This is a genomic window from Lacinutrix himadriensis (assembly GCF_001418105.1).
Taxonomy (GTDB): Bacteria; Bacteroidota; Bacteroidia; order Flavobacteriales; family Flavobacteriaceae; genus Oceanihabitans; species Oceanihabitans himadriense.
The window spans coordinates 98217-112915 of record NZ_LIQI01000032.1 but is presented as its reverse complement, the minus strand read 5'-3'; the positions used below and the strand labels follow the sequence as shown (position 1 = coordinate 112915).

The following is a 14699-nucleotide window of genomic DNA, read 5'->3' as shown; positions in this document are numbered from 1 at the left end:
TAAGTGGATTTTTTTTTGTTTAATGGTAACAAATCCATTTCTATTAACATTTATTTAGCAAAAAATAGTATATTTGGTTTATCGCTAATTTATTTTAGCGGTAATTTTTCTTTTTCATAGCAATTTTTTCCCATCCTTTCACTTAAAGTAAAAGGGTGGGTTTTGTTTTTAGATAGAATTGGTTTCCGTTTTTTATTTAAACCACAAAATGTATTTCTATAAACCATAATGTCTTTTTTTTAGTCTTAACCCTATTTGCTATCTTTAATTTATGGATAATGCATGCTATTTCTCTTGTAACATTTTCTATATTTACAACACTTATATTTTACCAAAAAAAAGGCTTGGTATTGCTAAACATAAATTATGAAAAACCTCTTAGAAGCACATGAAGTTTCTAAAAACTTTGGAGATTTTAAAGCATTAAATAATGTGTCTATTTCCGTTCCTAAAGGAAGTATTTTTGGACTATTAGGTCCAAACGGAGCAGGAAAAACAACATTGATACGTGTGATAAACCAAATTACAATGCCAGATTCTGGTCACGTTATTTTAGATGGGGAACCTTTGCAATCCCATCATGTACAAAATATTGGCTATTTACCAGAAGAACGTGGCTTATATAAATCGATGAAAGTAGGAGAGCAGGCATTGTACCTAGCACAATTAAAAGGCTTAAGCAAAGCAGAAGCAAAAAAAAGATTGAAATATTGGTTTGAGCGTTTAGAGATTGGTGATTGGTGGAACAAAAAAATACAAGAACTTTCTAAAGGAATGGCGCAAAAAATACAGTTTGTCGTAACTGTATTACATGAACCTAAATTATTGATTTTCGATGAGCCTTTTTCAGGGTTTGATCCTATAAACGCAAATTTAATTAAGGACGAAATTTTACGCTTAAAAGAAAATGGAGCAACCGTGATTTTCTCAACACATAGAATGGAATCTGTGGAAGAATTATGTGATCATATTGCGCTAATCCATAAGTCTAACAAAATATTAGATGGTAAATTAACAGATATAAAAAGACAATATAAAACGAATACGTTTGAGGTTGGTATAAAAGCTGCAGACAAAATAGCACTTGCCGAAACTATTTCGCAAAAATTTGATGCATCACTTACCAATTTTAGATCTTTAAACGATGAGTTAAAACTAAACATTAAGCTTTCAGAAAATGAAACTTCTAATGATTTATTAAGCTATTTAACAAGTAAAGGGGAAGTTTCTCATTTTGTAGAAGTTATACCAAGTGCCAACGATATTTTTATTCAAGCAGTAAAGAATAACTAATTTATGAACCATTTACCACTTATTATAAAACGCGAATATTTAACAAAAGTTAAAAACAAATCGTTTATTATTATGACTATTTTAAGTCCTATTATCATGATAGTGCTTATTGCAGTTGTGGCTTATTTATCGCAATTAAATAATAATAAAACACGTACTATTTCTATTTTAGACGAATCGGAATTAGTTACAGATATTTTTCAAAACGGAGAACATACAAAATATAATATCCTTAATAATGTCTCTCTAGCGGATGCTAAAACTATTGTAGAAGAAGCAGAAACCTATGGCTTGCTATATATACCAAAACAAGATAGTATCGATGCATTGGTGAAACATATTAAGTTTTACTCTAAAGAAACACCTTCTTTATCTGTAATATCTAGTTTAGAAAGTAAATTAGAAAACAGGTTAAGAGATGTTAAATTACAAGAGCAAGGCATCGATCTAGACAAACTTACCGCATCAAGAACCAACGTTAATATTGCACAAGAAAGTTTTATTGGCGAGAAAACATCTAAATTAGATAGTTACTTTAAATTAGGTTTCGGATTAGCAGCGGGTTACTTATTATTCATGTTTATTATTATTTATGGTAACATGATTATGCGAAGTATTATTGAAGAAAAAACAAGTAGAATTATTGAGATAATTATTTCTTCTGTAAAACCAATTCAATTAATGCTTGGTAAAATTATAGGTACTTCTTTAGCAGGAATAACCCAATTTGTTATTTGGCTTATTATAGGAAGTATTTTAATGACAGTAGTTTCTGCTGTTTTAGGAATAGACTTAATGCAACAAACACCGCAAAATGAAATGTTGCAGCAAGCTATGGAAAACCCAGAAGCTGCAGTAGAAATACAAAATGCAATGGCGGCTTTTTATAATTTACCAATAGGAAACTTAATCATCGCATTTATCTTATTTTTTATTGGAGGTTATCTATTATACAGTTCGTTATATGCCGCAATTGGAGCAGCAGTAGATAATGAAACAGATACGCAACAGTTTATGCTTCCTATTATAATGCCGTTAGTTTTGGCCGTTTATATTGGTATATTTACTGTAATAGAAGATCCTCATGGTACGGTTTCTACTATATTTTCGTTTATACCATTTACCTCTCCAGTAGTGATGCTAATGCGTATTCCTTTTGGTGTCCCTATTTGGCAACAAGTACTTTCTTTTTTACTATTAGTTGGTACCTTTATGTTGACTGTTTGGTTTGCAGCAAAAATATACAGAGTTGGTATTTTAATGTATGGTAAAAAACCGAGTTATAAAGAGCTAATAAAGTGGATTAAGTATTAATATGAAAGACATTAAAAACATACTAAGTAAATCTATTCAAATCTCTAAAGATGTAGAGATTAGCGTGCAAAATATTTTGATTTTATTTTTGTATTGCTTTTTGCAACCGTATTTTTAAGATTGCTTAGAAGGTTAATAAGTAGAAAATTACCAAGTGATGATAAGTTAAAATTCAAAGCTGTTTTTTCTTATGCAACCTGGTTTAGTTATGTAGTTATCGTTTTGGTAACATTACATACTGTAGGAGTTAATGTTACTGGGATTTTTGCAGCATCTGCCGCATTATTAATTGGTATTGGTTTGGCCTTACAAACCCTTTTTCAAGATATTATTTCTGGAGTATTTATCTTAGTAGACCAATCTGTTCATGTTGGAGATATTATTGAATTGGACGGAAAAATAGGTCGCGTAGAAGAAATTAAATTACGTACCACAAGAGCAGTAACTATAGACAATAAAGTGTTGGTAATACCAAATCATTTATATTTAACTAATAGTTTGTATAATTGGACGCAAAACGGAACCACAACCCGTGAGAGTGTGGATGTTGGTGTGGCTTATGGGAGTGATGTGCAATTGGTGAAACGTTTGCTTATAGAAGCTGCTAAAGGTCATAAGGATGTTTTAGAATATCCAGCGCCAGCAGTGTTATTTACCGAATTTGGAGATAGCTCTCTAAATTTCAGAATTGCTTTTACGCTAAATGATAGCTTTAATGCAAGGATTCCAAAAAGTGATATTCGTTTTGAAATTGATAGACTATTTAGAGAAAACAATGTATCTATTCCTTTTCCACAAAGAGATATTCATATTATTCAGAAATAAAAAAAATAAAGATGCCTAAAATATTAGTAATAGAAGATGAAGCTGCAATTAGAAGAGTATTAGTAAAAATTCTTTCCGAAGAAAATGATACCTATCAAGTAGAAGAAGCGGAAGATGGTTTAGTAGGAATCGAAAAGATTAAGAAAGAAGATTATGACTTAGTGCTTTGCGATATTAAAATGCCAAAAATGGATGGTGTGGAAGTATTAGAAGCGGTAAAAAAAATAAAGCCAGAAACACCAATGGTTATGATTTCTGGTCATGGCGATTTAGATACCGCTGTAAATACCATGCGTCTAGGTGCTTTTGATTATATCTCAAAACCGCCAGATTTAAATCGTTTATTAAATACCGTTCGTATTGCTTTAGATAGAAAAGAGCTTGTTGTAGAAAATAAAATGCTGAAAAAGAAAGTCAGCAAGAACTATAAAATGATTGGGGAAAGTGACGCTATTTCTCATATCAAAGAAATTATAGAAAAGGTAGCACAAACAGATGCTCGTGTTTTAATTACTGGTCCAAATGGTACCGGAAAAGAACTCGTTGCGCATTGGTTACACCAAAAAAGCCAGCGTTCTAAAGGAGCAATGATAGAGGTGAATTGTGCTGCAATACCTAGTGAACTTATAGAAAGTGAACTTTTCGGACATGTAAAAGGTGCTTTTACAAGTGCAAACAAAGACAGGGCAGGGAAATTTGAAGCTGCAAATGGAGGTACTATCTTTTTAGATGAAATAGGAGATATGAGTCTTTCTGCGCAAGCAAAAGTATTACGTGCATTACAAGAAAGTAGAATTCAAAGAGTTGGTAGTGATAAAGACATTAAAGTAAATGTTAGAGTAGTAGCGGCAACCAACAAAAACTTAAAAAAGGAAATAGAAGAGGGTAGATTTCGTGAAGATTTATACCACAGACTAGCAGTAATTCTTATAAAAGTTCCTGCTTTGAATGAAAGAAGAGATGATATTCCGTTATTAATAGAATATTTTTCTAAAAAGATAGCAGACGAACAAGGTACAGCGCAAAAGAATTTTTCAGTAAAAGCTATTAAATTATTACAAGAGTATGACTGGACTGGTAACATTCGTGAATTACGTAATGTAGTAGAGCGTTTAATTATTCTTGGAGAAAAAGAAGTAAGCGAGAAAGACGTAAAAATGTTTGCGAGTAAGTAAAATATAAAATCACTTCAATATAAAAAAAGACACTAATTATTTAGTGTCTTTTTTAGTTTAGTATCAAATGTATTAATAATAAGTTCTACCTCATTTGGTATCTGGTTATCTTCTACCCAAGTATGTATATCTCCTAAATAATGCATGCCTAAATAGTTTGCAGATGCTACAAAAGGCATATTAAAACCTTTTATTAAATCCTTGCTATTACTGGTGCTTATCATCGCCATGTTTTTACCGCGTAGTTGTCTTCCTAAATCTTTTTCTGTTCTAATAACATCCGAAATACGATCAAAAAAAGCTTTCATAATTCCGCTCATGGTATACCAATACACAGGAGTTGCAAAAATGATAGTGTCATAGTTTGTAATAACTTCTGTGATTACATTCCTGAAATCGTCACCTGCATTTTTATATTCGTAATCATACTGACCAATAACTTTCATGTTTAAATCAATAACATCATAATTCCATTTTGATACAAGATGATTCACAATTTTATAGGTATCACCAAAACTTCTAGAGCTTCCTTGAAGTATTACTGTTTTATGTATTATCCTTAAATTTAGGTAGCTAAGAAATGACTTTGATAAGAATAAATGGCTAATTTCTAATAGAAACAATTAATGGTAACACAGAAAATATTGATGTGTTTTAAAAAGAAACAAAATTAAGAATGCGTTATATTTTGAAACTAACACTCACTCCAGTTTGTATATCGGGACTGTTGTTTACCGTAAGATCTTGTTGTAAATAAATAGTGGTGGTAACCTTTCTTGTAAAAGAATATAACAAAGTCCAATAGTTATTGTTTTTATACAAGTTGGTAGTCCCAATTCCCCAAGCATCGTGTACATCTGGATGACGAATAGGTATTATATAATCCAACTCCTCTCTTTTATTTAAGCTTGTTTGTATGTAGAAATCTAAACCTATAGAATGTATAGATCCTTTTTTAGATATAATATTATACTCCAAAGCACTTTCTAAAAAAGCGAGATAATTATTGGTTCCAAATGTTACGTTATCTTTTTTAAAGTCAATAGCATTTTTTCTTATAGCACCAATACCTGCACCCATTTGTGCGTAGTTACCGTTTTTAAACGGAATTTTTTTAACAGCATTTACAGATACACCCAAGTCTATTGACGAATTATATTTCGATAGATTGGTACCAAGATGCGAGCCAATATTCATAAAAAAACTTTTGTTTTTATTAATCAGCCACTCCGGATAATAATAGTACGTAGTTTCTATTCCGCTTAAAAAAACATCATTTTTTTCTAGTTCTGCAGTATTACCATTTCTATCGGTATATTTAATTCCTGCTTCATTTAAGTTGAAAACTTTTCTGTCAAAAGGATCTTCTCCTCCTGCAATTTTGCTGTGAAAATCTTCAATAAATTTATCACTTGTCAAAAAAGAAAGCGGATATTCTCCATTGGTTAACATGGCAACGCGCAACGCAACTACTAATTCTTTATTATCACTTAAATTAAAAGCAACATTCGCTTTAATACTTTTAATGACTCCGTCTATTTGTAATTGAAAAGTTTCTGCATCTAAGTCTTCTACGTCAAAATGATATTGCGCTAAATCCCAATCGTATTTTCGGGCTTCATTTCTTGTCGCTTCATCATTCGGAATGTAAGTGGTTACAGGAGGTCCCCAAACGTTGGCGCTTTCTAAGCTAATATTAACAATACTATGTTTGGTAGCGTGCGTTTTAAAATTCCCTTGAAGTCTAGAAAAAAAGATTCCAAAAGGATGTGAAGATAAAATACTAGGTTTTGTAATTCCGTTTTTAATAGACGTAGGTATTGAATCTGCTTCCTGGGAAAAAGTAATAAAAGGAAATAGTATGAATAGAGAGATACTTAAGTAAAATGTTTTCATGAAGGTTAATTAGCGTGGGGTAAAACTACAATATTTATAATCAGCTCGCCTAGAAAATTTTAGACAAATTATAAGGAGCTATTTTGTAATAGAATTTCTATTAACCAAAATTATTAATATCTTTAAACATAACTTAAAATGGCGATAAAATTGAAAGCAATTAAAATAAAGGACTTTAAAATACAATCTCAAATAGAAATTTCGAAACTTACAACAACCTATAGTTTAGAAGCAGATGAAGACGATGTAAAAGACGAATTAAAAAAGGTTAGACGAAAACTTGGCGAATTGCAAGATACCCTTTATGCGCATGGAAAATATGCTGTTTTGGTTTGCTTACAAGGAATGGATACTGCCGGGAAAGATAGTTTGATTCGTGAAGTGTTTAAAGATTTTAATGCAAGAGGAGTAGTCGTGCATAGTTTTAAAGTGCCAACAGAATTAGAGTTAAAACACGATTTTATCTGGAGACATTATATCGCACTTCCCGCTCGTGGTAAGTTTGGCGTCTTTAATAGAACGCATTACGAAAATGTACTCGTAACTAGAGTGCACCCTGGTTATATTATGGGAGAGCATTTGCCACATGTGAATTCTGTAGAAGATATAGACGATGCTTTCTGGAGCCAACGTTTTGAGCAAATAAATAATTTTGAAAAGCATATTGCAGAAACCGGAACCATTATTTTTAAATTCTTTTTGAACTTATCTTTAGGCGAACAGAAAAACCGGTTACTACGTCGTTTAGATAAACCATCTAAAAACTGGAAATTCTCTCCAGGCGATTTAAAAGAACGCAAACTTTGGGGAGCATACCAAGAATGTTATCAAGACGCTTTAAATAGAACTTCAAAACCACATGCGCCTTGGTTTAATATTCCTGCAGACGACAAACCAACAGCAAGACTTATAGTTGCTAAAATAATGTATGATACCTTAAAAGAGTATACCGATATTAAAGAACCAGAATTAGATGATGATGTGAAGGCAAATATAGCATTGTATAAAGAGCAATTAAGTAAGGAGTAATACTGCTTTTTTTTTTTCTAATTTTTTAAAGAAGTAATGTGTTTAAAAGAATTGATTATTATTTATAATATTTATCATTAAAAATAATATATTTATCGTTTACCGATAAATTTTTATCTATATTTGTGATGTAATTATAACTATTCTAATCATGTCAGAAACAAATAACGTCGTATTTAAAGGTTTGAAAATTGTAACTTGGGTCATCTTTGTTGGCTTATGTATTGAAGCAGGGGGATTGGTAGTTAACTTTATATGTAGTTTGTATAATCCTGAATTCGTTGCAAATCTATATCAGAAATTAGACTTAAGCGAAATGTATACAACTAGCAAATCGGCCTTTTTTAGTATGTACAGTTTTATATTAATCATCTCGATTCTTAAAGCGTATCTATTTTATTTACTGATTGTGCTAGTAACCAAAATTGATTTGTCTAAACCATTCAATAGTTTTGTTTCTAAACAGATTTCACAAATTAGTTACTATACATTTTCAATAGGCTTATTAAGCTATTTGGCACGACAAGTTGCTGAAAATTTGCAGCATCGAGGTTATAATATCGATATGTTAAACCAATTTTGGGCAGATAGTCAAGCATTTATTTTAATGGCAGCTGTAATTTATGTTATTGCTACTATTTTCTCAAAAGGAGTAGCATATCAAGAAGAACTAGAAGAAACAGTATAACGTATGGCAATTATTGTAAACTTAGATGTTATGATGGCAAAACGTAAAATGTCACTTAACGAATTATCGGAAATTGTAAATATCTCATTGGCAAATTTGTCTAAACTAAAAACAGGAAAAGTAAAAGCCATTAGGTTTAGCACTTTAAATGCGGTTTGCGAAGCATTAGATTGTCAGCCAGCAGATATATTAGAACATGCAAAAGATTAAGAATCTTAAAAATGATGCTAACTACTATTATTCCAAAACTACCAATGCGTGACAAGAATGTCACGAAAGACTTCTACATAAATAAGTTAGGTTTTAAAGTGTTTGGTAATCCAGATTTTAATGGTTATTTAATGCTAGAAAAAGATCAAATTCAAATACATTTCTTTGAATTTAAAACACTCGAGCCCAAAGAGAATTACGGACAAGTTTATATTAGAACCAATAATATAAATGATTTTCACCAATCCTTATTAGATAATAATACCACGATACACCCAAACGGTGCATTGGAAAATAAACCTTGGGGGCAAAGAGAATTTGCCATTCTCGATCCTGATAATAATTTATTAACCTTCGGACAAAGTATTTAATATTAAATATCGCTAACCTACTCTGTGTGTCATTTGTTTTAAATGTAAAGCTATTTGTCATAATACATCAACTTCAGTATTCCGTTTTTATTCACTAAATTAGTAGCTTAAATAAGCATTCGCAAACAAGTTAAGAGACATTATTTCGTTGTCCATTTTGATCGAATCGGTATCGCGTTTTATGCATCTTGAATGCAGCAGACTTAGAAAAAAATTATGATAAAAATCAGATGGATAGTAGTATTGGTTTTAGTTTCGAATATACTATTTGGCCAAAAGAGTGATGCGATTGTTCCGTTTAATAAAAAACTAAATACATTTTATAACGTACGCGATTTTTGTATTTCTAATAGTGGTAATGAAGCTTTTTTTACGATACAAAGTCCGGATGCACAAATTTCACAGATTGCGGTTGTTAAAAAAGAAAAAAAGGAATGGTTGGAGCCAGAACTATTATCTTTTAATGATTCCTTTATGTATTTAGAACCGTTTTTGTCGCCAAATGGAAATCGACTATTTTTTGTTTCAGATAGACCTTTAGACAATATTTCTAGTGAGAAAAAAGATTTCGATATTTGGTATGTGGATAGAAATAATAGTAACGATGCATGGTCGACCCCTAAAAATATAGGGAAGCCTATTAATTCTAGTTTCAACGAGTTTTATCCTTCCGTTAGTAGAAATAATAATTTGTATTTTACCATGGAAGCGCCTAATGGATTAGGAAAAGATGATATTTATTTCTCTAAATGGAATGCAGGTACATATGAAACTCCAGTTCTTTTAAATGAAAATATAAATAGCAGTGGTTATGAATTTAATGCTTTTATCTCTAGGGAAGAAAAATTTATAGTATATACCAAGTACAATGAAGATGGAGGACAAGGAAGTGGTGATTTGTACATTTCAATAAAAGATGAAAATGGCAAATGGGAAAAAGCAAAAAACTTAGGAGTTCCTATTAACACAAAGTACATGGAATACTGTCCTTTTTATGATGCCGAAAACGAAATCTTATATTTTACCAGTAAAAGAAGAAATCTGGAACCTAGAAAATTTAAAGATATTTTAGATTTTAAAAGCTATGTTCAAGAAAATCCAAATGGCTTAAGTAGAATTTATTCTACGGCTATAAAAATAGAATAAAGCAAGTTTTAAAGGAACAGGATAGAACTGCGACGCATTCGGAATTAAAAGGAAAGTGGATATTATAAATGCTTATAAAAAGGAGCTCATTCTAAACAACCCACTAATCAATAAATAAAATAAACGATGACCACTACCAGCCACCATGATGCGCGAGTTGCAAAAATGACCTTTGCTTCTGTATATCCGCATTATATTACCAAAGTAGAAAAAAAAGGAAGGACTAAACAAGAACTACATCAAGTAATTCATTGGTTAACGGGGTATAATGAACAAAAGCTAGAAGAGCTAATAAATGAAAAAGTAACCTTTGAAACCTTTTTTAAAAACGCATCCTTAAACCCAAATGCAGCACTAATTAAAGGTGTGATTTGTGGATATAGAATAGAAGATATAGAAAATCAGCTAACCAAAGAAGTTCGCTATTTAGATAAACTGGTGGAAGAGTTAGCGAGAGGAAGAAAAATGGAGAAGATATTGCGTATAGCATAATTTTGTGAATTTTAGTTTAATATTAATCCCAACAACAAAATGAAGAAATCTATTTATTATTTATCGTTTATAGTACTATTAACGTTTGGTTGTGTTAATACAACAACGATCCAAGATGTTATTCCTAATCACGATAACTTCACCATAAACTCTAGTTTTGTAAACGAAACACGCGTAATTAATGTGTGGCTTCCGCCAAATTATAAAAATAGTACCGATACTTTTCCGGTGTTATATATGCCTGATGGCGGAATAAAAGAAGATTTTCCGCATATTGCGAATTCCATAGCCAAACTAGTTGAAAGCAAAAATATTCCACCAGTAATTCTTGTGGGTATTGAAAATACAGAAAGAGGAAGAGACTTAACCGGTTTTTCGGAAGTAGAAGCAGATGCTGAATATTGTCCGTTAACCGATGGCGCAAAAAACTTTAGAGCATTTATAACCGAAGAGTTAATGCTTCAGATAAATACAAAATACAGAACAACTTCTCAAAAAGGTATTATTGGCGAATCCTTAGCTGGTCTTTTTGTTATGGAGACCTTCCTTTTACAACCCAACGCATTTGATTTCTATATTGCAATGGATCCTTCCCTTTGGTGGAATAATAACTATTTGGAACAAAATGCTTCCACATACGTAAATGCTTTTCCAAATAAAAAAATCAAACTTTGGTTTGCTGGTTCCGGAGTAGAAGATATTTCCATTCACACCAATATTCTTGCTAAAAGGCTACAAAGTAATGCGCCTAATACCTTAGTTTGGAAATATGAAGATGCGCCAAATGAAAAGCATAGTACCATTTTTAGAGCTAAAAAAGAACAAGCACTTACTTGGATATTGAATCCAGAAAAATAGCATATAAATTAAGGTTTTATATTTTATTTAAGAATTCTTCATTTCTAGAAGTAGTACCTTTAAAACTTAAAAAAAACATCCCTAAAAAAGTAAAATGAAAAAAATTCTCCTGTTTCTTTTCGCATTAAGTACGATTACAAGCTATTCACAAACCGATGAAGAAGTCCTTAGAGAAATTTATACACAGTCTTTAACCAATGGTAAAAGTTATGAGTGGCTAGATTATTTGTCTAACCAAATAGGAGGTCGTTTGTCAGGATCTTTACAAGCAGAATTTGCTGTGCAATGGGGAAAAGAAGAATTAGAAAAACTAGGTTTAGATAAAGTTTGGTTACAAGAAGTGATGGTGCCAAAATGGGTTCGTGGCGCAAAAGAGTATGCGTATTTAGAATCTTCTATAAAGAAAACTACGACCAGTGTTGCTATTTGTGCGCTTGGTGGCTCTGTGGCAACAAATCCTTTGGGTTTAAAAGCTAAGATTATTGAAGTTCAAAATTTTGAAGAATTAGAAAAGCTTGGAGAAGCTGCAATAAAAGGAAAGATTGTATTTTTTAACCGTCCCATGCAACAAGATTTAATTAGTACTTTTAATGCGTATGGCGGTTGTGTAAATCAGCGTTATAGTGGTGCTGTAGAAGCTGAAAAATATGGAGCAGTTGGTGTTATTGTACGTTCTATGAATATGCGTTTAGACGATTTTCCACATACAGGAAGTATGACCTATGACGATCTTCCTTTAGAAAAACGTATTCCTGCTGCTGCAATAAGTACCAATGGTGCAGAACTCTTAAGCACAGCATTAAAATTAGATGAAAATTTAGAATTTTATTTTAAACAAAGTTGCTCGCAATTTAAAGATGTACTTTCTTATAATGTCATTGGTGAAATTACAGGAAGTGAGTTTCCTAAAGAGTATTTTGTAGTTGGCGGACATTTAGATTCTTGGGATTTAGGAGATGGGTCTCATGATGATGGAGCAGGAGTGGTACAGTCTATGGATGTTTTAAGACTTTTAAAAGCATCTGGAATTAAACCAAAAAGAAGTATTCGTGTCGTTTTATTCATGAATGAAGAAAACGGATTACGTGGCGGAAATAAATACGCAGAAGAAGCAAAACGAAAGGGAGAAAACCATGTGTTTGCTCTAGAAAGTGATGCTGGAGGATTTACCCCAAGAGGATTTAGTTTCGATTGTAGCGACGCTAATTTTGACCAAGTATTAAGTTGGAAACCTTTGTTTAAACCATACCTTATTCATTATTTTGAAAAAGGAGGAAGTGGTGCAGATGTTGGACCATTAAAAAACGATAGTAACGTATTAGCAGGATTACGTCCAGACTCACAACGCTATTTTGATCACCATCACGCAGCAAATGATACCTTTGATGCGGTTAATAAACGCGAGCTAGAACTAGGGGCGGCGACCATGACATCTTTAGTTTACTTGTTTGATAAGTATGGTACAAACCCTCTGCCAAAGCAAAGCGAGATTAAAAATTAATCTAAAAAAAAATAACAGATGCTATTTTATTAACGAATAAAGATAGTATCTGTTTTTTTCATATCCTCTAGTCGTTGCAGTGCTAAAACTAACTGACTAGCATCCCAATATCCATATTCAAGGACTATTTTTTTATGGATAAATTGATAGGTAATATGAACAGGCATTTCAATTTTTTTATTGTTTTCTAAAAGGTTGCCTTCCCAAATCCCCCAAAAATTCACCCATTTTTTTCCGTTGTCGTCGGTAACCATTTCAAATTCTCTTCTGTTTTCTTCAAAAGCTCTCGTTAAAAAACTAGAATCATTTCTTTTATGATATTCAGGTAAACTTTTAGCAGTGAAAAATTGATTTCTTGTATTGTAATACACTTTCGCGGTATCTGCATAATTCATTGTTAAGCTATCCCATTTCTGGTAGTCATAATTATTAATTACGGCTTTAACAATGTCAATTTCTGGAGAGTTTTGCGTGTAGCGATTTTTTTTGGTACAGGAAACTATTACAAAGAATAGCAGCCCTAATGCAATTACATTTTTCATGAATCTAAAATTTAAATTAATAAAGCGTTTCCATATAGAAATAGGAAAAATATTAATCATAGTAAAAGTGAGGCAATACTATATTTTAGCTCAATTAGGATTCATATAAATATACAAAATAAAATATATTAAGCATTGACTTTTAGTAGATTATTGGTTTTGGGTAAGGTTGGTTGGAGTAAAAGGCTCTATGCTTTACTTTAAAGATCTTTCGCTTCTATAAATTATTTCCAAATACTATTAAGCAGTTAATCGTTTATTGTGGTTCTTTATAGTAGTATTTTAGGTTATCTGTTTCCTTTTTGTACTTTTAGTGGACTATTAATCAATTTATTAAAAAATGAAAAAAAAATTACTTTATCTGGCTTGTTTCGCTACTAGCCTAACTTTTGCTCAAAGCATTGCCACGTTTAACAGTATGAATATGTCAGTATATGCCAATGTCGATGGTACAGTAGATCAAAGTCCAACAGGAGCAAGCACAACGTGGAATTTTACTAGTTTAACCAATACGGGAACTTCTATAGATTCCTATGCTGCACCAACAAGTATGGAAACAACTACATTCCCAGGAACAACAAATGTGTTTTCTTCTGGTGATAACGATATTTTATTAAAAAGTATTGCTGGAGAACTTTCTATAACTGGAGCAGTAACTCCAGATTTAGAATTGAATTATATAACAGATAATGCGCTTATTGGTGCATTTCCATTAAGTTTTGGCTATAACAATTCAGATCCAGTTGCTGGAACCTTTAATAGTGGATCTGCTTCAGGTACCTTTTCTGGAAATATTGTGAAAATGGTAGATGGATATGGAACACTTAGTATGAATGTTGTTGGATCTGGAACTTATAGTGGAACCGTTACAAGATTAAAAATGCTACAAACGGTTACTTTAGATTTGCCTCCATTTTTAAATAATGCTGGAACGGCAACACAAACTTCTTATTACTATTATGACAATAGTAATGGTAATTTAGTTTTTAGATCAAATACTATAAATATTAATATACCTATTGCTGGAATTGATGACACAACAACTGTTAGTGAAGTATATTTAGTCACTTTGTTGGGACTTGAAGAAAATGTATATAATGAGATATCTGTGGTGCCAAATCCAGTACAGTCCATATTAAATGTAAATTTAAAAACACCAACAGCAATTAAATCTATTGTTGTTTTTGATTTAAATGGAAGACAAGTTTTAAGTACAACAAATAATACAACCGCTATAGATGTTAGTGCTTTACAAGCAGGAATGTATATTGTGCAGGTACAAACGGATAGAGCAGTGCTTACCAAAAAGTTTATTAAAAAGTAATAACTTTGTTTTTATAGAAAAGGCATAAAACCTGA

Annotated in this window: 16 protein-coding genes; 13 read left to right on the top strand and 3 right to left on the bottom strand. The window is 31.7% G+C overall.

The features are described 5' to 3' along the window. The first annotated feature begins 366 nt into the window (after positions 1-366). The 4 genes from AMD28_RS17695 to AMD28_RS17680 all read left to right on the top strand — a co-directional run bounded on the left by AMD28_RS17695 (position 367) and on the right by AMD28_RS17680 (position 4607). Positions 367-1293 carry an ABC transporter ATP-binding protein gene (locus tag AMD28_RS17695; protein WP_055445471.1) on the top strand — a complete coding sequence of 309 codons (927 nt, stop codon included), beginning with the start codon at positions 367-369 and terminating at the stop codon, positions 1291-1293. A 3-nt stretch (positions 1294-1296) separates the two neighbouring features. Further along, positions 1297-2607 carry an ABC transporter permease gene (locus tag AMD28_RS17690; RefSeq protein ID WP_055445470.1) on the top strand — a complete coding sequence of 437 codons (1311 nt, stop codon included), beginning with the start codon at positions 1297-1299 and terminating at the stop codon, positions 2605-2607. Positions 2608-2727: 120 nt separating this feature from the next. Next, entirely contained in the window at positions 2728-3432 is a 705-nt protein-coding gene (locus AMD28_RS17685; RefSeq protein WP_338035254.1) for a mechanosensitive ion channel family protein, read from the top strand. An 11-nt stretch (positions 3433-3443) separates the two neighbouring features. Continuing rightward, positions 3444-4607 carry a sigma-54-dependent transcriptional regulator gene (locus tag AMD28_RS17680; protein ID WP_055445469.1) on the top strand — a complete coding sequence of 388 codons (1164 nt, stop codon included), beginning with the start codon at positions 3444-3446 and terminating at the stop codon, positions 4605-4607. A gap of 32 nt (positions 4608-4639) precedes the next feature. On the opposite strand, the gene AMD28_RS17675 is transcribed toward AMD28_RS17680, so the two are convergent. Then, the gene (locus tag AMD28_RS17675) at positions 4640-5146 is read right to left on the bottom strand and encodes a flavodoxin family protein (RefSeq protein WP_275077411.1); all 507 of its coding nucleotides are present in this window, start codon (positions 5144-5146) and stop codon (positions 4640-4642) included. Between the two features lie 142 nt (positions 5147-5288). Further along, positions 5289-6503: a hypothetical protein gene (locus AMD28_RS17670; RefSeq protein ID WP_055445468.1), complete on the bottom strand. Its 1215-nt coding sequence runs from the start codon at positions 6501-6503 to the stop codon at positions 5289-5291. 138 nt (positions 6504-6641) lie between these two features. On the opposite strand from AMD28_RS17670, the gene AMD28_RS17665 reads away from it, so the two are divergent. From AMD28_RS17665 to AMD28_RS17630, 8 genes are all read left to right on the top strand, one after another. Next, the gene (locus AMD28_RS17665; protein WP_083478376.1) at positions 6642-7532 is read left to right on the top strand and encodes a PPK2 family polyphosphate kinase; all 891 of its coding nucleotides are present in this window, start codon (positions 6642-6644) and stop codon (positions 7530-7532) included. 151 nt (positions 7533-7683) lie between these two features. Then, positions 7684-8220, top strand: a complete 537-nt coding sequence (locus AMD28_RS17660; protein WP_055445467.1) for a DUF2975 domain-containing protein — start codon at positions 7684-7686, stop codon at positions 8218-8220. 3 nt (positions 8221-8223) lie between these two features. Beyond that, positions 8224-8430, top strand: coding sequence for a helix-turn-helix domain-containing protein (locus AMD28_RS17655; protein ID WP_055445466.1), 207 nt, complete (start codon positions 8224-8226; stop codon positions 8428-8430). 14 nt (positions 8431-8444) lie between these two features. Beyond that, positions 8445-8801, top strand: coding sequence for a bleomycin resistance protein (locus AMD28_RS17650; protein ID WP_055445581.1), 357 nt, complete (start codon positions 8445-8447; stop codon positions 8799-8801). A gap of 216 nt (positions 8802-9017) precedes the next feature. Continuing rightward, entirely contained in the window at positions 9018-9947 is a 930-nt protein-coding gene (locus AMD28_RS17645; protein WP_055445465.1) for a TolB-like translocation protein, read from the top strand. Between the two features lie 126 nt (positions 9948-10073). Continuing rightward, positions 10074-10439, top strand: coding sequence for a DUF2200 domain-containing protein (locus AMD28_RS17640; protein ID WP_055445464.1), 366 nt, complete (start codon positions 10074-10076; stop codon positions 10437-10439). Between the two features lie 39 nt (positions 10440-10478). Further along, positions 10479-11297 carry an alpha/beta hydrolase gene (locus tag AMD28_RS17635; protein WP_055445463.1) on the top strand — a complete coding sequence of 273 codons (819 nt, stop codon included), beginning with the start codon at positions 10479-10481 and terminating at the stop codon, positions 11295-11297. A gap of 94 nt (positions 11298-11391) precedes the next feature. Further along, positions 11392-12798, top strand: coding sequence for a M20/M25/M40 family metallo-hydrolase (locus AMD28_RS17630; RefSeq protein ID WP_055445462.1), 1407 nt, complete (start codon positions 11392-11394; stop codon positions 12796-12798). A 29-nt stretch (positions 12799-12827) separates the two neighbouring features. Here the strand turns inward: AMD28_RS17630 and AMD28_RS17625 are convergent, their stop codons facing one another. After that, a complete protein-coding gene (locus AMD28_RS17625) occupies positions 12828-13340 on the bottom strand; it encodes a hypothetical protein (protein WP_055445580.1) in 513 nt (170 codons plus the stop codon). 340 nt (positions 13341-13680) lie between these two features. On the opposite strand from AMD28_RS17625, the gene AMD28_RS17620 reads away from it, so the two are divergent. After that, a complete protein-coding gene (locus AMD28_RS17620; protein WP_055445461.1) occupies positions 13681-14664 on the top strand; it encodes a T9SS type A sorting domain-containing protein in 984 nt (327 codons plus the stop codon). Positions 14665-14699: the final 35 nt, after the last annotated feature.

Bases quoted from the DNA above. Each gene is read 5' to 3' on its own strand.
- AMD28_RS17695 (WP_055445471.1), top strand. From the start codon at position 367: ATGAAAAACCTCTTAGAAGCACATGAAGTTTCTAAAAACTTTGGAGAT.
- AMD28_RS17690 (WP_055445470.1), top strand. From the start codon at position 1,297: ATGAACCATTTACCACTTATTATAAAACGCGAATATTTAACAAAAGTT.
- AMD28_RS17680 (WP_055445469.1), top strand. From the start codon at position 3,444: ATGCCTAAAATATTAGTAATAGAAGATGAAGCTGCAATTAGAAGAGTA.
- AMD28_RS17670 (WP_055445468.1), bottom strand. From the start codon at position 6,503: ATGAAAACATTTTACTTAAGTATCTCTCTATTCATACTATTTCCTTTT.
- AMD28_RS17665 (WP_083478376.1), top strand. From the start codon at position 6,642: ATGGCGATAAAATTGAAAGCAATTAAAATAAAGGACTTTAAAATACAA.
- AMD28_RS17660 (WP_055445467.1), top strand. From the start codon at position 7,684: ATGTCAGAAACAAATAACGTCGTATTTAAAGGTTTGAAAATTGTAACT.
- AMD28_RS17655 (WP_055445466.1), top strand. From the start codon at position 8,224: ATGGCAATTATTGTAAACTTAGATGTTATGATGGCAAAACGTAAAATG.
- AMD28_RS17650 (WP_055445581.1), top strand. From the start codon at position 8,445: ATGCTAACTACTATTATTCCAAAACTACCAATGCGTGACAAGAATGTC.
- AMD28_RS17645 (WP_055445465.1), top strand. From the start codon at position 9,018: ATGATAAAAATCAGATGGATAGTAGTATTGGTTTTAGTTTCGAATATA.
- AMD28_RS17640 (WP_055445464.1), top strand. From the start codon at position 10,074: ATGACCACTACCAGCCACCATGATGCGCGAGTTGCAAAAATGACCTTT.
- AMD28_RS17635 (WP_055445463.1), top strand. From the start codon at position 10,479: ATGAAGAAATCTATTTATTATTTATCGTTTATAGTACTATTAACGTTT.
- AMD28_RS17630 (WP_055445462.1), top strand. From the start codon at position 11,392: ATGAAAAAAATTCTCCTGTTTCTTTTCGCATTAAGTACGATTACAAGC.
- AMD28_RS17625 (WP_055445580.1), bottom strand. From the start codon at position 13,340: ATGAAAAATGTAATTGCATTAGGGCTGCTATTCTTTGTAATAGTTTCC.
- AMD28_RS17620 (WP_055445461.1), top strand. From the start codon at position 13,681: ATGAAAAAAAAATTACTTTATCTGGCTTGTTTCGCTACTAGCCTAACT.